This is a genomic window from Flavobacterium glycogeni (genome assembly GCF_048286775.1).
GTDB lineage: Bacteria > Bacteroidota > Bacteroidia > Flavobacteriales > Flavobacteriaceae > Flavobacterium.
Genome location: NZ_JBLVPV010000001.1, coordinates 212173 through 231871 on the forward strand (window position 1 = coordinate 212173; position 19699 = coordinate 231871).

Below are 19699 nucleotides of genomic sequence, written 5' to 3' on the forward strand. Positions count from 1 at the left end.
CTTCTGCAATTTAATCATTATTTCAAGACGTTTAATAATGATTATTTATGCTCTATTGAGCCATTTGTGTCATTTTAGGACATATGGAACATCTCCCCCTTTTTATTGTCCTAAAATAGCTTAAAATTTGTTTCGAAATCAATCGGAAGATGTTGCAACTGAAAGATGATTTAGACAATTTATTAATCTAAATTTTAGAAATTATGGCAAGACAGAAAGGCATAATTAAGTTAAAAGGGACTATCGGGGATATTACTTTTTATAAAACCCAAGATGGACATTTGGCGCGTGAAAAAGGTGGTATTGATGCTAGCAGAATTAAAAATGACCCTGCTTTTCAAAGAACACGTGAGAATGGTTCTGAATTTGGGAGAGCTGGAAAAGCAGGAAAGATTTTACGCACAGCTTTAAGAGGGTTGCTCTTGAATTCTGCCGATGGTAGAATGGTAAGCCGACTTACTCAAAGAATGGTGCAAGTCATCCAAGCTGATTTAATTAGCATCAGAGGTTTGCGAAATGTTATCGATGGTGAAGCCGAACTTTTAGCAGGTTTTGAATTCAATATTCGTGGTAAACTGGGCACCAGTTTATTTGCTCCGTTTGTTGGAGCAATTGACAGAGCTACTGGAAATATTACCGTTGATTTGGCTTCGTTTATTCCATCGAATATGATTGCTGCGCCATCTGGAACAACGCATTTTAAAATCATTTCTGCTGGTGCAGAAGTAGATTTTGAAGCGGAAACATTTGTTGAAACGCATTCAGAAACTGCGATTTTGCCTTGGGACACAACTGCTACGGCTGTAATTAGTCAGACGAATGCGGTAACTCCAGCCAGTACAAAACCTTTGTTCTTGGCTCTTGGAGTTGAGTTCTACCAAGAAGTAAATGGTCAAATGTACCCATTAAAAAATGGTGCATTTAATCCATTGGCATTGGTGCAAGTAAGCGGATTGTAAGATGGTTTTAATACTATCAAGAACTTATTTCCCTGATGGAACTAACGGAATACTCGAATGCGAGGGCAAATTCATCTGTAAAACCATTGAATTGCCTTGGAAGAATAACGAAACGAAAGTTTCCTGCATTTCGGAAGGGAAATATTTTATAAAAAAGCGATACAGCAAGAAATTTCAATGGCATTTGGAGGTTTTGGATGTAAAAAATAGAAGTTTAATTTTATTTCATCATGCTAATAATGCTTTACAAGAATTGAATGGTTGTATTGCTCCAGTAACAAAACTTTCTGGACCAGGTTTAGGTCTTATGTCTCGAAAAGCTTTTGCCAAATTAAAAGAATTGGTTTATAAAGCTTTGGATAAAGAAGAAAGTGTTGAATTGATTGTCAAATCTTTAATTCATCAATTATGAATGTAATAAAAAGAGCGAAAGCTCCAACACCAAAATTTTTTAAAGTGCTTCGAAATATTGGTTTGGCATTGGCTGCCGTTGGCGGAACAATTTTAGCTGCGCCAATCGCTTTGCCAGTTGTGCTGACTTCTATCGGAGGTTATTTGGCTGTTGCTGGCGGTGTTATTTCGGCGGTTAGCCAATTGACAACCACAACAGGAAAAGTCGATGCAACACAGTAATTCAACTGTAATTGGTACCGCAGGCGGTACATTTTTAAGTGTTTTGCCGAATCTGCATTCGGAAGATGTTTTGAAAACTGTAATATTAGCCTCAGTTGGCGCAATTGTCAGTTTTATAATATCTTTGGCACTCAAATTCTTTATTAAGAAGCACAAAAAATAGTTTAACTCTAGTTGTGGTGACCTTTGGGTTAAACTACAAAATGCCCTTTCCGATTGGATTGGGCATTTTTTTTGTTCAAAAATTAATTTTCTTCAAAAAGGTTTAAAGTAACTTCTTCAATTACTACTTCAGCGCAAGAACAATACAAATTATTGTATTTTGCGCTATCAATTGCCTTATATCTGCTGTCAAATACTCCAAAACATACTCTTGATGCTTTGCTTTTCCAAACATCGGTTTGGTACAAAATAAATAGTTTCATTTGTATTGATTTAAGTTCATAATTATTTTCTGCAATACCTATATAAAATGGTTCTACGTAAGTCATTTATGAGATTTATGTTTTCGTGAAATTGCTTTTCTTTTTGCTCTAAAAGCTTGAGAGTTGCAACATTTTTTAAATGCTCTTCGTGTTCTGACATCATCAAACTAGCTTTCGGATTAAATTCTTTTACGAAGTCTGGAAGCCGTAAAAATGGAATAACAGAGCCTACTAAAAATGGATACCAGAATTTAGTTTGCCATAAACTATACGCTACAAAATAAATGCTTTCACAATCTTCTTCATTTTGAAAAATGACAACAAAACTGTTCGTGAATGGCTCTTTTTGTGGCTTTCCGCTGTTCATCCCTTTGTTAAGAATGAATAAATGGGGTTTGGTGTATAACGTGTATTTTCGGTGCGTTTTGATGATAAAGTTTGGCATACTTTCGGTTTTTAAGATGATGTGCCTTGCTACCACAAGCCACACATAAAATTTTTAAAAGAAAAAAAGAAAAAAAAGAAAGTCGTCATTCAAGTGGAGGTTTAAAGAAAAGCAAGTTTTTTAGAAAAAATACTACCCGGATGGGTGGAGATTTTTTCTAAAACCCGTAGGGCTTGAACTTTCTTTTCTTGAAACCGGAACTTACCTTTACTTTCTTTTATTTATTTTTTATTTTCCTTTCAACCGAGAAATTTCAACCGAAGACGAATCCGGAAAATGTTGATGAAATAGATAATGTTCTTCGGAAAGGGTATGAATTTTTAAAACAGAAAAAGTGGATCTAAAATCCATTCCAATTATTTTTCTGGTTTGAAAATTCATACTCTTTCTTGGACTTGATTTTGTGGGTGTAATCAATTGCTTTATCGAGATTGTGAATTTTAGAAATGTAGTTGTAAAGCAATTTATTACATTTACAAAAACAATGAAAATACTGACCTAGTGAGATGAGGCAGTAGCGCAGGCAAGTGTGTGGTTTTTTATTTGCTTACCTGCGATGTTTCTGATTGTTTTTATGATGGCTTAATGCCACAAACGGTCTTGGAATTATTAGATTTCCAATTATTAAAGAATATTCTATGGAATTGTTATGGCATCTTGGCCATCGTGAAAACAATTATTTCGATAGTTTCTGGCAAATAAAAAATCACACTCTTGCTGGCATTTTTGGTTTTGTGGGTGCCAAAAATAGCATAATCAAAAGTTGTTGATTATAGAAAATATTCCTTGCTATTTTCGGCACTTACAAAAGCAATGCAAACACTACCGATTTCAACATTAAGTTGCTAAAACCATAGAGAAGTTCTTATGAAAAAGAAATAGCCTCGTTAAAAATAAAGTGGAATCGAAGCGGTGATTGGGGTTTGCGAAGGACGGTTTTTTGAGCGGCTGGGTGATGCGATGGGAGCTGCTCAAAAAGTTGTCCTGGAGCAAACCCCTTGTGCGTTGGCTGGAGCGGCTGTTTTACATAAATGATATTATAGCTTCATTGAAAAAACCAAAAAAACAATAAAAACGCTTTGTAATGAACTATAATACTCAATTATGTAACACAGCTTGGGGAAATTTTTTGTTGCCCTTATCGTATTTTTCTTTTGAACCGTAAACGTTCTAGGGCATACAAAAACTTTTGGAGCGTTGGCAAAGGAGTGGCTTATGAAATGTAAAACTTTATTATTTATCCTCTTTTTTGTGTTTCCAATCGCAATTTTTAGAAAATATACTCGGTTTGAAATATATTCTATTTATAATATCTAAAAGTTTATTAGACTTTAAAAGACCACCACAATGTTTTGGCTCTGTTGCTATTGTAAAACCAGATATTCTTTCAAATATCCATTTTATCAAAGAGTTATCTGATGAAAGCAGATTTTTAATTTCTTCTTTTTCCATATAAGTAAATTTTTTTCCTTTCCCATTATATGGGTTATTCAAGGTAAAAAAGTCTAAATCTATATCAAAATATACTTTGGTTTCATCAGACGCTAACAAACAATCCTCTAACTCTTTATGAGTTTTAAATTTCTTAATTATATGTTTGTTACCATTTATATCAAGAAGCACTTCATCTTTCCAATCACTTTCAAAAGTTCCTTGTCGGCAGTGAACATAAATATCTCCAATTATATTGAGATATGCAGCAGACAAAATATGTCCATCATTATTTCCTGCTAGTTTAGCCCAACTGAATAATGCTACCTCACCATCATTAGATTGATCAAGCTCTGATAACCACTTTTTTTCTGTTTCACACGGATAGCACAAATCTTGATGCCAATCTAAACTGACTAAACAAGGTGGTTTACAATCTTCGTTTTCTCTAGTCCATTTTAGCCAATAAAAAAAAGCATATCTATGTTCTTGAAAAATTGCTAACTCTGTAACGCCTTTTTTTAAAAATGGATGTGATAAAATTTGTTTAGTAGAACCTGGAGGAACTATATAATGAGGATTTCTAAATTCCATTGTTAAGTTTATTGGTTTGATAATGTAATTTTAGCGATAGCAGTTGTTAAAGTTATATTTAGCCAAAACTGCCAATTTTCAAAATTTAAAATAATTAAAATTAACGATAGAATAGTTATTGTATTTAATGAAGTAATTGCCTTTTTGTAGTTCTTCTTTTTTATCACTTTCAGTTTTGAAGAAGTTCTAAAAATCCTCACTCCAGAGTTCAGTAGATTATTTGTTTCATTATCAATAATTGCCCAACCAATTGAGTTTGTGCCAAAATCAAGCCCTAAAATTCTACTCATTTTATTTATTTTTTAAATTAGTTTATTGGTTTACGAAATTAGTGAAATGAAGCAAACAAAGAACTGGCTTTAGGAATACTTGGACTAAAGACGGTTTTTGTGCAGATGAATGAGATAATGGGTTAGAAATATTTATCTATTCACCTTTTGGAAATAAAATAGCGTTAAAAAAGGCAAATAACAATAAAGCATTTTAATCATTTACTAGTTTTGATTTTGCAGTAATTGTTTTTGCCCTGGAAAAAGATTATAGTTGTCGTTTATGACACGCAAGTTAACTCTACCTCTATATGTTTTAGTCTTTTGAATATTATGAGTTGATTGTACTTTAAAAATCAACAAACTTTCTACATCATCAATAATTTCAGTAGTAATTCTTTTTATAGTAGTCTTACTTTTATTAACGTGTCCCATCCATAAAGATAATCCCGTATTTGAAATAGCTAATCATTTTAAATTTTGCTTTATTTCAGCAACTAGTGTTATCCATTCTGACTTTCCAATATAAAGAACTTTATTTGCTCTTGAAAACGCTTAAAAATACGCCTCGTTATGTAAGTGTAGTTTGGATAAACAAGTTTGCTCCCAATCTAGTGTAACCTTTGTTATTTCCTTACTCATTATTTTTTCTCTTTTGGTGGAGTAGGTGTCAATATTACTGGTTTTAAATGAAAAGTAGTTGGAGCAGGATTTGTTCTTCCGCCTTGAATTTTTGGTTCTTCAACTCTGGTTGTTTTAAAAATATCTTTCATCATTTTTTGTTTTTTGTTATGTTAACTTTGGGTTTTAATGCGTTGTTAGGTGTTGGTGTTGTTCTGCCAAATGTTTCGGTTCTTTTTGTAGACTCTGTTTTATTTTTGTCTTTATCGCTCATAATTATTTTTGTGGATTATTAGATGGTTTAAGTTGCGGACTTGGTTTTGGTGTTACTCGTCCTTTTTCTTCAGTTAATGGTTTTGGTTGTTGATTCGGGTTTTGACTTGGCTTTGGTTGTTGATTCTCGTTCATTGCAAAAAGATTTATTGATACAAATGTTATAATTAATAATGTTCCTATAATTAAACTCCAAATAGAAGCTTTATTTAATAGATTAATAGGTTTGTTTCTTTTTTCTATATTTTTAAAAATATCAGCGTATTTTTTATCGTCAATTTCTAAAATAATTAAATCAGAATCACGCATTGACTTGTAATGTGAATAAAGATTTGAAAGTAGTGTGAATAACAATAAAATTAATCCAATTACATATAAAAGCATACATTCTATTTTTGTCATTGTTGCAATCTTTTCAAGAAATGTCAATGACAATACTATTCCGCCAGTAGCTAATAAATTTATGTATTTTTCAAAATCATCTTGACTTTTATTTTTATTTTCTGTTACTGCATTTCTATACTCATTCCAACCCTCTTCGATTGTTTGGTCAATTGTTTCTATTCCCTCTTCTTTCTCCATTTCTCTACTATTTTGGATATTCTATTTCACGAAACCTAAATTATTTCAGAAACATAATTTGTTAATTGATATTGTGGTTTATATCAGTAAATGTTCTAAAATTATTTAATGTAAAACATACTCTTCCTCTAACAATACTAGGATGAATTTTTACCTTTCTGGCAAAAGCTCTAATAGTTTCATCGTTGTTATTATACGCTATGTTTGCACTGAATTTATTCCAATCTTCACTATTAATTAAACTGTTTTGAGAAAAAAGATTTGCTTCTTTCTCTTCGTTAGAGTTTTTATATTCTTCTTCTTCATTTTTAATTTCAAGATCAATAAATTCTGCTTTGTCATTATTTATTAAATGTTTGTAAATATGTCCTAACTCGTGAAATAGTGTAAAGGCAAAATTATCTAATCTTTTATGGCGTAGAGTCATTCCAATTGCTGGATTACCATCACTCCAAAAGCAAACTCCATCAACAGGTGTTTTTTCTCCTTTAGATTGATAAATTAATTTTATACCATTGTCGTGTAAAACTTCCTGTACACGATTTAATACATCTTTATTTTCTAAAATTATTTTTCTTAATTCCTTGATAAGAGTATCTTTATTTTCGTGATTGAAAGGAACAACAGTAATAGTTTTTGCTTTAAACTGAACTAACTTTACCCACCCCATAATATTTACAACATCGGTTTTTAGTTTTGTTGATTTTTTAAATCTCTCATAAGTATTTTGAACTCTAATGGTTGCTAATTCATCAAGATTATTGACATTATAAATGGTTTTTATAATGTCAATATCTATACACGGATCGCCTGTAATAATTTGTTCTTTTTTGAAAAAAGAAACTGGAATAAGTGATTTAATCAAATTCCAGATTTCAATTGCTCCTAAACGTTCTTTACTTTTTGCTTCAATTCTAGCTTTGTCTAAATCGTAATTTTTTTGCGCTTCTAACCAAAAATCAGCATCAATATTTAATGTTTTTTCTAACAGAATTGCAAATTCTGCATTTATATTTCTTTTGCCTTTTATAATCTCATTTAATTGACTTTTCTTGTAACCAATAAGATTTGCAAAGTCTGATTGTGAATATTCGCTTGCTTCAATTTCATCTAGTAAGATAGTACCGGGATGCGTTGCGAATTTTGGAATTGTGTCTTGGCTATTTTTCATCGTAATTTTTTTAGTTTGATGTTATAGCTTTTTGGATTAAAAAAATCCTTATTACTTTCATCTGTTGTTAGTTTTGGTAATGTTTGCTTAAATCTTCGATTTCTAATACATCGATTATTAATTCATTTGAAGTGGAAGCTACTTCATTAAAAAGAATGCGGTATTGCTTGTTTACCCAAACTGCGCTAACACCATTAAGATTGCCTTCTTTTTTTTCATAACGTAAACTTTTCAGTTGGTACAATTGTTCAATACGAGTGACGGATTTTAACTTATTGATTGTTTTAATATATTGTGCCACCAATTGCGGATTGGATTTATACTCTTTATAAGGCTTGACTTTTCCTTCATAAAGATCTGATAGATACGATTTCTTAAATACTATTTCCATAATTGATTAGTGCAAAGATATATAAATATTATTATTGTTCACTTTTTTGTGAACAATTTTACATGTTTTATTCACAAAGTTGTGAACAATTTATTGATGTAATTTATGTAAATTTTTAATTTAGCTAATAAAAACTAATTTAAGACAAATATATTTTTCCAAAAATTAATTTTATTTTCTTTATAATTTTCAATATAAGCTCCTAATTTGTAGAGTTCTATAAATTTCAATTCTTTATAATTACTAGGTATTTGAGCAATATCAATCAAGCTAATATCATTTGCAAATGATTTTTCTCCTAGTAAGTGTTCTAATTGAATATAAATAACTTCTCTTAATCTTGGGGTATCTTTGTAAATGATATAATTTTTGATGTACACCCTAATTCCCAATTCTAAAGGTTTGTTTTGAATTTTTAAAGGTTCGAAATACATTTTGCTGATTTTTAGACTAATGTCATAATATTTTAATGTTTTGTCTGTGCAGTTTTTGTATTTGATTAGATTTGTTTCTGGTTGCAAAAATGGGATCATTTGCCAGCGTTCTACAACTGGAGCGAGATAAACTAGTAATTCAACTTCTTTGAAAAGATAAGGATTGCCATTTGCTGTAATGATTAATTCCGCTCCATTCCTTTTGTTTTTTATGATTAGGTCAAGATCTTTATTGTATTGATGGAGTAGATAAATTAACTTATCAAAATGTAATTTGAGTTCGTCTTTTGGGATTTCGTTTAATAATAGAAAAACGAAGTTGTTCTGTTTGAAATGATTCCAGAAGTTGGTTATTAGGTTCATCGTTTGTCTTTTATGGTTTTATCGTAAGCAATTAGATTGAACATTTCTCGCATTCTACTTCTAACTCTATTCCCATAAATATTTTCTATTTCACTTGCTGAAAGGTTTGTGGTTATGTGGGTTTGGATTTTTTTTGCTGTGAATAGTTCGTAACGACTCAATAGTATTTCTGCCATTACGTTGCATTCGTTACCAAAGTATTTTAGATTGTTTTCTGTTCCTAAATCGTCAAAACAAATTGTTTTGGGTTCGGATTGGTAGAGTTTTCCTTTGCTGTATTTGTGGATAATTTCATAGCCATCTTGAATAAATTCGAAACTAATGTCTCGGCACGGTTTTACGAAAAATTTATGTTCTGTTGGGGTTAGATACTTCATTAAATTCATTAGTGAGGTTTTACCACAGCCGACTGGACCAGAAAGTAAAATTCCTTTGTTGAGGTTTATGCCATATTGAAAACAAGTTGCTTCATCTTTTAGAAAATAAGCAATGAGTTTGTAAATTATTGGATGATCGCTTTCAAGGATTTTGAAATGATTTCCGTATAATTCTACACCTTTTTTCTCTAACCAAATAATTATTTCAGTATAGCTATAATGGCTCTGAATAGTCTTTGTCTGTTCCTGTGTTGAGGTGTTTTGCTCTGTTTGATTGTGGTTCATTTGAAATGAATTTAGGTGCGTTTAGTATCCAGTTTTGTGCTGCAGCTTGCCAATCGACCATCGGGGTTTTACCACCAACTAGCCAACCGTTGCTGGAGAAATAATTGAAAAATTTAATGGCTTCTAGTTCTGGAAAATTTTGTTCTTGGAAATAGGTTTTGACATCTTCGATTGTTGGCTTCTCCTCCCTCGACTGCGCTCGGGATGACACGCTCGAAGTGACAAAATTTGCCTTTTCTTTTTTGGCGGAACTTTTTTCTTTCTTTTCGGTATCAACATTTTTTAAAATATCATCTTCAATTTCATAATTTTTTGCTTGCTCGTCCAAGTTTACAATCTTTAAATTGTTTGAAATGTTTGGTATGTTTGTATTGTTTATATAAGATACCAGCGCTTGTTCACTACCAGTCCCACTACTAGTACAGAGCTTGTTCACTACTTGTTCATCGACTAGTTTAAAAACAGGTTCAGTATTTGAACTGGTATTTTTCTCGCTTTTTGGCATTGGTTTTAGTTCGTCAGATAGATTAAATAGATATACTTGACTCCCTTTGAATGGATTATATGACGGCTCATAATTGATATATCCTAAAGAATGCAAGTTTTTTAAGCATTTATGATAAGTCGCTTTAGAACTAATCTTGCTGATTCGCATCACCTCATCACGCGAAATACTGATTGGATTTTTGAATCGATTGCAATTCCAGAATTGAAACAAAGCCACATACATACTCACATGTGTTGGATTGAGCACTTTGTCTTTTGCCACTTTGTCGAAAAAGCCGGTTAGGTGTTTTATGTAATTCATTGTTTTGAATTTATGGTTTATTGCTTGTGTATTTTTCCACCCCACCCTACGGGCACCCCTCCAGAGGAGGGGAATGTTTATTTGAAGAGATTGGGAATTGAGTTGACTTTGTTCTGTTCCAATAGTTTATCAATGTCTTGATTGGCATAATAGATAGTGCCACCGATTTTAGTATAGGCAAGAGTTCCGTTGATGCGGAGGTTTTGGAGTGTTCCGGGAGAAATGTTTAGTAGCTTACGTACTTCTGTGGATTTTAGCCACTTTTTGATGCTAGCCGTATTTTGGGATTCTACTATTTTTTTGATTTGTTCCAGGAGTTCTATTTTGAATTCCTTAAAATCTTCTACTGTCATAATTGTTGCAGCCATTTGAAAGTGGTTTAAGTTTGCATCTATTGTAATTTTTTACTGAGACAAAATTGACTGCTTTTATTTGTTTTTTATCCCCATACGAACCGGACTACCGAAGAAATTTAACATTTCAACATTATTTAAAGCCTGTTTTGGTGGGTATTGGCGTTTTTTATCTGTGTTTTTTTTGTGTTGTTGTAGTTCTGTATTTAAAAAATATCATTTTCTAATGAAAAATGACTCGTAGGATGGGTTTTCTAAAAGAAAAGGCTAAAAAAACATAATTTTAAGCTGTTCTTTAGAATTACAAAAAGTCCCTGTTATTTGGCTTTGACAGTCGATTACGAGTTTGTTTTTGTAATACTATTCTTCGTAGGTTCCGATTGACTACCGATTTTTAATTATTCCTCTTCATCACTCATTTTTTGCCGTAGATTCGCCATCAATTCTTCCAGAAATTTTGTTTTACTACTCTTGCGTTCTTTAATTTCGGTGTAGGTTTTGTAGATATTTTCTATTTTGATATTAAAAAAGTCTTCGAATGATGCCGCTATTGTATTTATGTCGGCCGCGCCATGGTTTAAAGCCCCATTGGAATGTAAGGCATAGATTAATTCTGTGAGTGCTGTTTTTGGAGCTGTCCATGCCAGTACTTTATGTTTTTTCTCTTCAAATAGTATTTCATGTCCAGCATTGAGCTTTTGCATTGCTTCGCGGATGTAATGAATGAAACGGTACATTGCTTTTATTTTTGCCCAGAGCATGTCGTGTGAGGAGGAGAATTCGGGATATTGGTAATAATCGGTCATCGGAGTGAAAGGGAAATTATTGCCAGGGTTTCTTGTAAAAAACTGATGATCTATATAGGTATTTCCTTGTTCCATATAATTCACAAAATCCCTGTTTCGAGAAAAGAACTTATTGATTTTGCGCATTTCCTTTTCGAAAAATTCTATTTGGTATGAAGTGCCTGTTTTTGGCTTTCGCAGTTCACAAGAGCGTACTTCGGTATAATAGATTAGGTAACTCATAGGGAGTGGTTTGATATTTTTGAAAAAATCAATCTCAGCGGGTACTGTTTCGAAATCATTCTGCTCCACTATCTCTTTTAATTTGGATACCGTTTTGTTGCATAAATCAATACCTCCAGTTGCTTTTTTGAGATGGTTTTCTTCGGAATAAATTATCGAATTTATTTTATAATTAAAATCTTCAACAGTGTTTTTAAACATAGGTTTCTGGTTTAAACCACACCCCCAACCCCTCTCCAAAAGGAGAGGGGAGTGAAAAGTGGATTGGTTATATTTTTTGGTTATAATTAGTTTTAATTGCCAGAGCGTGTTTTGTCTTCGTTTTGAAGTGTACCCATTAATTCCATTGAAAAATTATCTCTTGCCTGAATGTAGGCTACTTTTGGAATTATTGTGGCTCCTAATTTTCTTTTCTCAAAAGTGGCAGATACGCCAAAATCAATTTTATTTAAGTTCAGTTCTCGAGCGCGTTTGATTGCCTGAAACAGGAGTTGTCGATAGAGTTGGAATTCTTTTGCATAATCATAATCCATTCCTATCAATGCTGGAACATAAGTGTGCGAAGTATTTTTATAACAAAACAGAATTCCAACCAATGGATTTGAGATTTCGTTTTTTAAATATAGAAGTATGAATTCCCATCCGGAATGCTTTTCCATTTTTTGGAAAACTTCTATCGGGTAGGTAAATGTATTTATAGCATGATTGATATTTTTCACATTCAGATACAATTTATATGCCTGCTCTAATTCTTCGTTTGTTAAGTGATTTTTTATTACAATATCGAAAGCCTGTTCAAAAGGCAGTATCTCTTTTGTAAAGTGTTTTCTAGAACGGGAAGAAAGCGAAGCAGAAAATTCTTCGATACTACTCCATTGCGTATTTTCTATAATGCAGGTTTCAGGCATGCTTATTTTTAAGAAACCTTGATTGTGAAAAATACGATTCAATTTTTCATCTACCTCGAAATCTCTTAATACTACCATATCGGCGTTTAATTGATGGTACAATGTTTCAACTTGTTCTAGTAAAAGCATTATGGCTTCTTCTGCTAATGGATGTGCTTTATTGATGTAACAATGATTGCCCTCTGTGAATAAGGAACCCATTCCCAATACTTTTGATGTGAGGTATAATGGATTTTGTTTTCTTTTTTCTTCCAGTTGTAATGAAATCGATTCTGGGGCCAACATATCATCTTTCCACAGTCCGTATGTAAAAAAAGTTGCCAGTACAGGAATTCCGTTTTTGTCTTTGATTACATAATAATGAAAGTCCCAATTGTTTTCAGGATAGTTCGGATTTGTAAAAGCATTTTCTAAAAAAGATAATCCTTCCCAGTCGAATGTGCTTCGTCTTCCTAAAATTTCATTCCAGTTCTTTTTATTTATTTTTTCTATCGATGTTTCGTATTGTAATACTAAGTCCGTTTTTATCTCTACATTTTCTTCCGAAAAAGTTATTGTTTGCCTAAGGTCGTCAGGAACACACTTTTTCATTACATCGGAAGGAAAATTTTTCTTCTTGTGGGTTTCTATTGGCAGTATCGTCTCCATTATGCCAAAAGCTGTATTCACTTTGTTTAAACTATTACCCGATTCTTCTAAGGCTTTTGGATAATGGTATTCCATCGCTTCTACTAATGCTTTTATTTCTTCTTTTTGATTGTGTCGTGAAAGTGTGGTTCGAATACCTGTGTTTTTGATTGGGACTGCCGGATAAATGGCTGGATTTACATAAAAACCTTCGTTAAAGAGCCGTTGCACCATTTTATATGCGGTCAACGGCATAGCGGTACCCAAGAAAAATACTGGGGAATTATTTAAGGCTATCATTGGGAGTGTGGTTTTTTCCAATAGTGATTTGAAATATTCTATTTTTTCAGATAAATCACATTGTAAGCTTGTGATTTCGGGAGAAAGATGAATGTCAGCTGAAGCGATTGCAGCTGCTACGGAAGCCGGTTCCAGTTGTGCGGAAAAAGTAAGCGGTCCACCAAAGTTCTTAATTTTTTCACGCAGTCGGCTATCAGTACAAAGTAATGTCGCTCCGCTGGCACCAAATGTTTTACTTAAAGTACCAAACAATACTACATTTTCGGGTAATTCTTTTAAAATGTCTAATACATATCCTGTTCCGTTTTTTCCTTTCCAACTCATTCCGTGTACGTCATCAAAATAGAGGTGCAACTGTGGGTATTTTTTGCATAACTCCATCAGCTCCCGTATAGGAGCATAATCGCCAAACATGGAATATACACCATCTGCCATATACCATATTTTATTGCATCTTGTAGTGAGGAATTTAATTTTATCTTCCAGCATATCCAAATTACTGTGTCGGATCATTTCTACCGGAATCCCTCTTATCTTTAATAGTTGGCAGGCATTCTGAACACTCCAATGCACTTGATGGTCTAGAATTACTCCATCTTCATCCCTTACCACTGTTGGAATTACTGCCAGATGACCTAATGTGCTGTTTTTAGTTATGATTGGAGAGATTCCATACATAGCCTCAATCTTATTTTCCAATTCGCTATATAACGGATTGGAAATGTAGGTTTTGGAGAGTGGGAATTGTGTACCATACTTTTGAATAGCTGTTATTGCTGCTTCTTTTAATCTGTTGTCTTGCTCCAGTCCTAAATACCCGGTAGTGCCAAAATGAAACATTTTTTTACCCCTAATTTGTAATGTTCTCCCATTTAAAACTTCATCTTCTGCATAGAGATGTAGTACACCTTCTTTTTTTGCTCCAGAGATTACCTCATCGACGGTATCAATGAAATTGTTGTGTTTGATTTTTGCCATATTGTTTAAGTTTAAGTTATTGAAATGTAAAATTTTATGAAGATTTTCTATATGATTGGTGCTGTCTAGTGGGTAAAATTCTGTATAAAAAACAAAAAAACTTGCATCCAATTATGCAAAAATCCAAATATGATAACTTATACTCCCGATTTGATAATTCCATACCTTTTTACGCTAATTGTGCTATTTTGGTACTTTTTGTATTACTAATTATTGTTATTTTTGCTCAAATAACACCATTATATTTAAAATACTATGAGACTCACAGATGGTTACTATGAGAATGAATATGCCCATTTTTGGATTCGAAATAGCATTCTTTTTTTTGAATACAAGCCTAATATTGTCATTGATTTGACCATAGCTCACCGGATTGTTGCCGATCGAATACAAATGCAAAATGAGAAAGCCAATCCTATATTGTGTGACATCAGAGGTGTTGTGGATTCTGACAAATCCGCCAGAGATTATTTAGCCCAATCCGGTTCCGTTTTAACCAAAGCTGTTAGCATAGTTGCGAATCAGAGTGTTTCCCTAATTATGACCTCTTTTTATCTTAAAATATGTAAGCCAAGTGTTCCAACAAGGATTTTTACTGATGAGTCATCCGCTTTAGTTTTTTTGGAAACTTATAAATAGTACAGTAAACCATTTTTTTAAGACTATTTTAGTTAGTGTCCCATTATGCAACAAGAAATCGATCAACGGCGCATTCAAAAGATGTATCAAATGCTTCTCGAAATGGCAGGAGGTAATTTTACGAATCGTATTCAAAGATCCGAAAAGGATGATGAATTGGAAGCCTTAGTTGTGCTTATTAACATGGTTGCAGAAGAAATGAAGGAATCTCTTTTTTATTCTGGATTTATCAATCCTCATTATACCCATAAGCAGTTTGTTCAAACCACTTTTATTTTGGACGCTGATTTTACTATCAGAAGTTATAATTCAGCTGTTCCCTCAGTATTAGGCTTTCCGCCTGATAGGCTATATAATAAAACCTTCAGCAGTTTACTCTCGAAGGAATCCTTACCGATATGGAATTCTGTTGCTGCGGCATTACTTCAGGATGCGACCTACAATAGTACTCAGGAGCTCATTTATATGACCCAAGAGCAATTGCTTGTCCCTTGCTTTTGTACTATTTCACGACTTATGCACAGTAGCACTATTCTAATTAGTTCTGTGGCTACCATTATTACGGAACCAATAAAAACTTTAGTTTCCCCTGAAGGTACTAATTTACTTGGTGGACTCAGTAGCTATTCTGATGTGCAATTGATGCAGCATGTTTATGATTATATTTTAGCTAATTTGAATTCTCCTCTACCTTCGTCAAAAGATCTCTCACGAATTTTCGGATCCAATGATTATAAATTGAAATCTGGATTTAAACAATTATTTAAAACGAGTATCTATCAATTTTATACGAATGAACGGATGAAAAGAGCCCGTCTTTTGATACAGGAAACAAAAATTCCTTTAAAAAGTATCGCTTCTACGAATGGATTTACTAGTTATCCTAATTTTTCAAGAGCCTTTAAAAACCATTTTGGACAAACTCCAAAGGACATTAAGAGGAGGCTTCCGGATATTTGATTATAGGCTTTGAGTTATGTCTCTCTTCCGATAGCTATCGGAATGCGCTCGGGATGACAGTTTTGGGTTATAGGTTTTAAATAATGATGTTTTTGTGTATCGCTATTTCAAGACGGGACACCTTAAACCCAGAGTCCGCATTAGAAATCTACTACATCTGAATTCTTCTTCAAAACCAAGAACTTACTCCCATTTTTAAAATCAAAATACAAAAGTATTCCTCATTTAAAAATAGTCCGTGAGCACTTGTTTTTATTGAATAATCCAGCTTCATAACGAAGTCTAATGCGGAATCAGGGTTAAAAAAATCCCGAATTGATAAGTCATAATCCTGAATTGATAAGCTTAACAATAAATGATTATTTATTATTGCATTTTCCTTTATTTTTGGTAAGTATCATTAAACCCAGAATCTGCATTAGAAATCTACTGCATCTGTATTCTTCTTCAAAAGAAAGCACTTACTCCTATTTATAAAATTGAAAGACATAAGTATTCCTTCTTTAAAAATAGTCCGTGAGCACTTGCTTTTATTGAATAATTCAGCTTCGTAACGAAGTCTAATGCGGATTCTGGGTTAAAAAAGTATTGGAAGCTTTCGTTTAGAATTAAAAATTTTAATTAACGACTATATGCATCAGGAAATAAATCAACAACGTATACATAATGTCTGCCAAATGCTTCTTGAGATGGCAGAAGGAAATTTTGCCTATCGAATACCCAGAACAGGAAATGACGATGAACTGGAAGCATTGACCGTTCTAGTGAATTGGATGGCTGAAGAAATGAAGGAATCTGTTTTCCACGGTGGTTATGTCAATCCCCATTTTAGTTACCGGTATATCGTTCAAAGTAGCTATATCCTCGATTGTAATTTTGCTATAAAAAACTATAGTGCTGATGTTCCCAACCTTTTTGGATTTGAGTCCAACGACCTTTTAGGACAAGATTTTGCAGGAATACTTACAGAAAAGTCATCACTCCTATGGGAAACTGTAAAGACAGAAATTGTACAAAATGAATCCTATCACACCACTGTACCACTAGAGTTCTCCGCCTTTGATAAGTTACTTATCCCAGCCTACTGTAGCATTTCAAGGTTCTGTCAAAGCACAGATATAGTAATTAGTTCGTTTTCGGCTATTATAGATGACATAATGGAAAAGACCCTCTCAAGCGAAGCTGTTACTGACGAGGAACAGAAAATTCATAATTATTTAGATGTAAAATCAACACAAGCAGTGTATGATTATATATTAGCACATATGGATACCTCTTTACCAACTTTAAAAGAACTCTCCCGGATTTTTGGTACTAATGAATTCAAATTAAAAAATGGCTTTAGGCGTTTATTTAAAATAACCATACAGCAATTTTATAATAATGAAAGGCTTAAACGGTCTCAACTTTTGATAAAGGACACGAAAATTCCATTAAAAACCATTGCCATCATGTCAGGATTTTCTACCTATCCTAATTTTTCAAGAGCTTTCAAGATTAAATTTGGTTATTCTCCTACTAAGATGGGTAGACGATAATCTTTACTTTTTATTGTTTCTAGATACAATTTTAAGTATTAAAGCTATCGCATTAATGCTTAAAATTACGACCATTGACGTTTTTATTAAAATACGGATTATAACCACCCCGCCCTTCGGGCACCCCTCCAAAGGAGGGGAATTATTGACCCGTTTCTCAAAACATCATTTTATATTGGTTTTTTTAGAATAAAGATTCTACCTCTATATGACAAAAAAACTATCGGACTATTATTCATTAACTAACAGTAATAGAGCTGTTTATGTAGTGAGCTGCAAACTTGCAGAAATAAAAAAATCCTGATTTGATAAGACAAGATCCTGAATTGATAACACTTATGTAATTCTATTTTGAGAATTTTACATAACTAATATCAATCACCTTACAAAATGAAATCTAGTCAACAAATAAAAACTATTATTATTGAAACGGTTTGCCTTCTTTATGTTCTCTTGTTTGCCTATGCAGCAATTAGCAAATTGCTTGATTTTGAAAACTTTCAGATACAGCTGGGACAATCGCCTTTGCTCAGTGCATATGCAAGCTATATTGCCTGGATAGTTCCAGCTTCTGAAATCATTATTGTGCTTCTACTACTTTTCTCTAAATTTAAATATGAAGGCTTACTATTGGCTTATAGTCTAATGATAATGTTTACCACCTACATTATTATAATTTTGAACTTCTCGCCCTTTGTTCCTTGTTCCTGTGGTGGTGTACTTTCAAAACTGGGATGGACAGAACATTTAATTTTTAATATTGCATTTGCTGTAATGGCTTTTGTCGGAGTTGTTTTACATCATAGTAACTTTGAAATCAGTCCTGCAAAAAAGTATATTCTAAACATAAGGAACAAATCTGCTATATTCCTTTTAGTGGTTACTGGCAGTATAAGTGCGGTCTTCATTATAAGCCTATATCTGTTGTCAGAAAATGAGATACACCGCAACAATAGCTTTATTCGTAGGTATCCGCATCATCCCGTCGCGATGATTAAAGGTTACAATGTAAAATACAATTCATATTATATCGCTGGTGCTGCTAACGGTCGAATTTATTTAGGAAATACGACTGCACCGAGACAAATTCTAGTTATTGATACTTTATTGACAGAAGCAAAAACTTTAAGAGTTCAAGTTGAAGGCAAACAAGATTATCCATTCAAATCAGTGCAAGTGCGTGTTAAGTTTCCCTATTTTTATCTAGCTGATGGAACGGTTCCAGTAGTTTATAGAGGCAAAATAAGCAACTGGCGTGCCACGCCTTTGACAAATACCAAAAATTACTTCTCTGCTTTTGAACCTATTGATTCAACCTTATTTGCAATAAGGAGTATTGATGCAGCTCAGAGCCTAAACATTCTAGGAACACTAAATACGGCCGAGCGTAATGCTTTCAAACCAGTATCAGGCATGTTACAAAAACGGATTGACGGCATTTTTGATACTGATGGAAAGCTGCTTTATAATTACCAATTAAAAAAGATGGTTTATGTCTATTACTACCGAAACCAAGCTGTAATTGCCAGTTCTGATTTGAAAACATTTCAGGGGCTAAAAACTATAGATACGGTGAGTCAAGTTCCGATCCAGTTCGCCTACCTGCATACAACAGGAGAAAAGAAATTCGCAAAACAACCTCCTATGATTCAGCAAGGTGCTGCCACATATGGGAAGTACTTGTTTACAATGTCAAACCGCTTAGGAAAGTTTGAGGCCGAATCTATGCTTAAAGAAGCCTCTATTATTGATGTCTATGATTTGCAAAAGAGTACCTATGAATTTAGTTTCTATCTGTACAATTATAAGAATGAAAAGGTGGAAAACTTTCAAATTTATAATAACCTATTAATTGGAATTACCAAACATTATATAGTAATATATAGGCTTAAGAGCAGCCACTTTGATTTAAAATAGTTGAATAAATACTTATTGACAATACTAATTTATTATGAAATACCGGGCCTGGTTCAGGGGAAGATCGAAAACCTGTAAACAGAGTAGATCAAAATGTTTAAATTATAATATTATGAAAACTAAAATTTTTAAAATTGGATTTCCGGTAGCTGCAGTGGTGTTAGCTATCGCAGGTGCATTTTCTTCACAAGCTGCACCTAAAAATGCATTTGCAACCAAAATTGGTTATCTGGACACTCCAAGTCCTTGTGTAGAAGCAAGACAATGTAGTGATGTCAACAATGGAATTGTGTGCACCTATATGTGGCAGGGTAGCAATCATCAAGCATTTGGAAAAAATCCAACAGGTGGACAGTGTGCGGTTACGCTTTACAAAAAACCGTAAATTTT

General features: G+C 33.1%; 22 protein-coding genes. 8 read left to right on the forward strand and 14 right to left on the reverse strand.

Annotation, left to right across the window (positions count from 1 at the left end; all coding sequences use genetic code 11):
* Positions 1–203 precede the first annotated feature (203 nt).
* The 3 genes from ACNQGX_RS00935 to ACNQGX_RS00945 are packed head-to-tail and all read left to right on the forward strand — an operon-like array spanning position 204 to position 1592.
* Positions 204–959 (forward strand): hypothetical protein, encoded by a 756-nt coding sequence (locus ACNQGX_RS00935; RefSeq protein WP_417973183.1) that lies wholly within the window; start codon positions 204–206, stop codon positions 957–959.
* A gap of 1 nt (position 960) precedes the next feature.
* Complete coding sequence (locus ACNQGX_RS00940) at positions 961–1371, forward strand: DUF5675 family protein (protein ID WP_417973185.1); 411 nt, start codon at positions 961–963, stop codon at positions 1369–1371.
* The gene (locus ACNQGX_RS00945; RefSeq protein ID WP_132070864.1) at positions 1368–1592 is read left to right on the forward strand and encodes a hypothetical protein; all 225 of its coding nucleotides are present in this window, start codon (positions 1368–1370) and stop codon (positions 1590–1592) included. The genes ACNQGX_RS00940 and ACNQGX_RS00945 overlap by 4 nt, the downstream gene beginning before the upstream one ends.
* 245 nt (positions 1593–1837) lie before the next feature.
* Here ACNQGX_RS00945 and ACNQGX_RS00950 read toward each other — a convergent pair whose 3' ends face one another.
* From ACNQGX_RS00950 to ACNQGX_RS01015, 14 genes are all read right to left on the reverse strand, one after another.
* Positions 1838–2017, reverse strand: coding sequence for a hypothetical protein (locus ACNQGX_RS00950; RefSeq protein ID WP_132070862.1), 180 nt, complete (start codon positions 2015–2017; stop codon positions 1838–1840).
* Between the two features lie 22 nt (positions 2018–2039).
* Positions 2040–2462, reverse strand: a complete 423-nt coding sequence (locus ACNQGX_RS00955; protein WP_417973187.1) for a DUF6943 family protein — start codon at positions 2460–2462, stop codon at positions 2040–2042.
* A 1233-nt stretch (positions 2463–3695) separates the two neighbouring features.
* Entirely contained in the window at positions 3696–4487 is a 792-nt protein-coding gene (locus ACNQGX_RS00960; protein WP_417973189.1) for a hypothetical protein, read from the reverse strand.
* Between the two features lie 8 nt (positions 4488–4495).
* Entirely contained in the window at positions 4496–4777 is a 282-nt protein-coding gene (locus tag ACNQGX_RS00965; RefSeq protein ID WP_417973191.1) for a hypothetical protein, read from the reverse strand.
* Positions 4778–5397: 620 nt separating this feature from the next.
* Positions 5398–5532: a hypothetical protein gene (locus ACNQGX_RS00970; protein ID WP_417973193.1), complete on the reverse strand. Its 135-nt coding sequence runs from the start codon at positions 5530–5532 to the stop codon at positions 5398–5400.
* Positions 5533–5653: 121 nt separating this feature from the next.
* Positions 5654–6232, reverse strand: a complete 579-nt coding sequence (locus ACNQGX_RS00975; RefSeq protein ID WP_417973195.1) for a hypothetical protein — start codon at positions 6230–6232, stop codon at positions 5654–5656.
* Positions 6233–6293: 61 nt separating this feature from the next.
* Positions 6294–7403 carry a HigA family addiction module antitoxin gene (locus ACNQGX_RS00980; RefSeq protein WP_417973197.1) on the reverse strand — a complete coding sequence of 370 codons (1110 nt, stop codon included), beginning with the start codon at positions 7401–7403 and terminating at the stop codon, positions 6294–6296.
* Positions 7404–7470: 67 nt separating this feature from the next.
* Positions 7471–7794 carry a hypothetical protein gene (locus tag ACNQGX_RS00985; protein WP_417973199.1) on the reverse strand — a complete coding sequence of 108 codons (324 nt, stop codon included), beginning with the start codon at positions 7792–7794 and terminating at the stop codon, positions 7471–7473.
* A gap of 134 nt (positions 7795–7928) precedes the next feature.
* Positions 7929–8591 (reverse strand): hypothetical protein, encoded by a 663-nt coding sequence (locus tag ACNQGX_RS00990; protein ID WP_417973201.1) that lies wholly within the window; start codon positions 8589–8591, stop codon positions 7929–7931.
* On the reverse strand, positions 8588–9253 hold the full coding sequence (locus tag ACNQGX_RS00995) for a P-loop NTPase family protein (protein ID WP_417973203.1): 666 nt from the start codon (positions 9251–9253) through the stop codon (positions 8588–8590). The genes ACNQGX_RS00990 and ACNQGX_RS00995 overlap by 4 nt, the downstream gene beginning before the upstream one ends.
* Positions 9183–10061 (reverse strand): transcriptional regulator, encoded by an 879-nt coding sequence (locus ACNQGX_RS01000; RefSeq protein ID WP_417973205.1) that lies wholly within the window; start codon positions 10059–10061, stop codon positions 9183–9185. The genes ACNQGX_RS00995 and ACNQGX_RS01000 overlap by 71 nt, the downstream gene beginning before the upstream one ends.
* A gap of 77 nt (positions 10062–10138) precedes the next feature.
* A complete protein-coding gene (locus tag ACNQGX_RS01005) occupies positions 10139–10429 on the reverse strand; it encodes a helix-turn-helix domain-containing protein (protein WP_132070837.1) in 291 nt (96 codons plus the stop codon).
* A gap of 383 nt (positions 10430–10812) precedes the next feature.
* Positions 10813–11643: an RteC domain-containing protein gene (locus ACNQGX_RS01010; protein WP_417973207.1), complete on the reverse strand. Its 831-nt coding sequence runs from the start codon at positions 11641–11643 to the stop codon at positions 10813–10815.
* A 92-nt stretch (positions 11644–11735) separates the two neighbouring features.
* Positions 11736–14255 carry an aminotransferase class I/II-fold pyridoxal phosphate-dependent enzyme gene (locus ACNQGX_RS01015; RefSeq protein ID WP_417973209.1) on the reverse strand — a complete coding sequence of 840 codons (2520 nt, stop codon included), beginning with the start codon at positions 14253–14255 and terminating at the stop codon, positions 11736–11738.
* Between the two features lie 255 nt (positions 14256–14510).
* On the opposite strand from ACNQGX_RS01015, the gene ACNQGX_RS01020 reads away from it, so the two are divergent.
* The 5 genes from ACNQGX_RS01020 to ACNQGX_RS01040 all read left to right on the forward strand — a co-directional run bounded on the left by ACNQGX_RS01020 (position 14511) and on the right by ACNQGX_RS01040 (position 19694).
* Complete coding sequence (locus ACNQGX_RS01020) at positions 14511–14894, forward strand: DUF7793 family protein (RefSeq protein WP_417973211.1); 384 nt, start codon at positions 14511–14513, stop codon at positions 14892–14894.
* A gap of 90 nt (positions 14895–14984) precedes the next feature.
* Positions 14985–15854 (forward strand): helix-turn-helix domain-containing protein, encoded by an 870-nt coding sequence (locus tag ACNQGX_RS01025; protein ID WP_417973213.1) that lies wholly within the window; start codon positions 14985–14987, stop codon positions 15852–15854.
* 689 nt (positions 15855–16543) lie between these two features.
* Positions 16544–17392: a helix-turn-helix domain-containing protein gene (locus tag ACNQGX_RS01030; protein WP_417973215.1), complete on the forward strand. Its 849-nt coding sequence runs from the start codon at positions 16544–16546 to the stop codon at positions 17390–17392.
* Between the two features lie 390 nt (positions 17393–17782).
* On the forward strand, positions 17783–19309 hold the full coding sequence (locus ACNQGX_RS01035) for a MauE/DoxX family redox-associated membrane protein (RefSeq protein WP_417973217.1): 1527 nt from the start codon (positions 17783–17785) through the stop codon (positions 19307–19309).
* 112 nt (positions 19310–19421) lie between these two features.
* Positions 19422–19694 carry a DUF6520 family protein gene (locus tag ACNQGX_RS01040; protein ID WP_417973219.1) on the forward strand — a complete coding sequence of 91 codons (273 nt, stop codon included), beginning with the start codon at positions 19422–19424 and terminating at the stop codon, positions 19692–19694.
* The last annotated feature ends 5 nt before the right edge of the window (positions 19695–19699 follow it).

Coding starts and splice junctions, on each gene's coding strand:
- ACNQGX_RS01010 (WP_417973207.1), bottom strand. CDS start 11,643: ATGTTTAAAAACACTGTTGAAGATTTTAATTATAAAATAAATTCGATA.
- ACNQGX_RS01035 (WP_417973217.1), top strand. CDS start 17,783: ATGAAATCTAGTCAACAAATAAAAACTATTATTATTGAAACGGTTTGC.
- ACNQGX_RS01025 (WP_417973213.1), top strand. CDS start 14,985: ATGCTTCTCGAAATGGCAGGAGGTAATTTTACGAATCGTATTCAAAGA.
- ACNQGX_RS01030 (WP_417973215.1), top strand. CDS start 16,544: ATGGCAGAAGGAAATTTTGCCTATCGAATACCCAGAACAGGAAATGAC.
- ACNQGX_RS00980 (WP_417973197.1), bottom strand. CDS start 7,403: ATGAAAAATAGCCAAGACACAATTCCAAAATTCGCAACGCATCCCGGT.
- ACNQGX_RS00960 (WP_417973189.1), bottom strand. CDS start 4,487: ATGGAATTTAGAAATCCTCATTATATAGTTCCTCCAGGTTCTACTAAA.
- ACNQGX_RS00990 (WP_417973201.1), bottom strand. CDS start 8,591: ATGAACCTAATAACCAACTTCTGGAATCATTTCAAACAGAACAACTTC.
- ACNQGX_RS00950 (WP_132070862.1), bottom strand. CDS start 2,017: ATGAAACTATTTATTTTGTACCAAACCGATGTTTGGAAAAGCAAAGCA.
- ACNQGX_RS00935 (WP_417973183.1), top strand. CDS start 204: ATGGCAAGACAGAAAGGCATAATTAAGTTAAAAGGGACTATCGGGGAT.
- ACNQGX_RS00985 (WP_417973199.1), bottom strand. CDS start 7,794: ATGGAAATAGTATTTAAGAAATCGTATCTATCAGATCTTTATGAAGGA.
- ACNQGX_RS01000 (WP_417973205.1), bottom strand. CDS start 10,061: ATGAATTACATAAAACACCTAACCGGCTTTTTCGACAAAGTGGCAAAA.
- ACNQGX_RS00940 (WP_417973185.1), top strand. CDS start 961: ATGGTTTTAATACTATCAAGAACTTATTTCCCTGATGGAACTAACGGA.
- ACNQGX_RS00975 (WP_417973195.1), bottom strand. CDS start 6,232: ATGGAGAAAGAAGAGGGAATAGAAACAATTGACCAAACAATCGAAGAG.
- ACNQGX_RS00945 (WP_132070864.1), top strand. CDS start 1,368: ATGAATGTAATAAAAAGAGCGAAAGCTCCAACACCAAAATTTTTTAAA.
- ACNQGX_RS01005 (WP_132070837.1), bottom strand. CDS start 10,429: ATGGCTGCAACAATTATGACAGTAGAAGATTTTAAGGAATTCAAAATA.
- ACNQGX_RS01020 (WP_417973211.1), top strand. CDS start 14,511: ATGAGACTCACAGATGGTTACTATGAGAATGAATATGCCCATTTTTGG.
- ACNQGX_RS00955 (WP_417973187.1), bottom strand. CDS start 2,462: ATGCCAAACTTTATCATCAAAACGCACCGAAAATACACGTTATACACC.
- ACNQGX_RS01015 (WP_417973209.1), bottom strand. CDS start 14,255: ATGGCAAAAATCAAACACAACAATTTCATTGATACCGTCGATGAGGTA.
- ACNQGX_RS00995 (WP_417973203.1), bottom strand. CDS start 9,253: ATGAACCACAATCAAACAGAGCAAAACACCTCAACACAGGAACAGACA.
- ACNQGX_RS00970 (WP_417973193.1), bottom strand. CDS start 5,532: ATGATGAAAGATATTTTTAAAACAACCAGAGTTGAAGAACCAAAAATT.
- ACNQGX_RS01040 (WP_417973219.1), top strand. CDS start 19,422: ATGAAAACTAAAATTTTTAAAATTGGATTTCCGGTAGCTGCAGTGGTG.
- ACNQGX_RS00965 (WP_417973191.1), bottom strand. CDS start 4,777: ATGAGTAGAATTTTAGGGCTTGATTTTGGCACAAACTCAATTGGTTGG.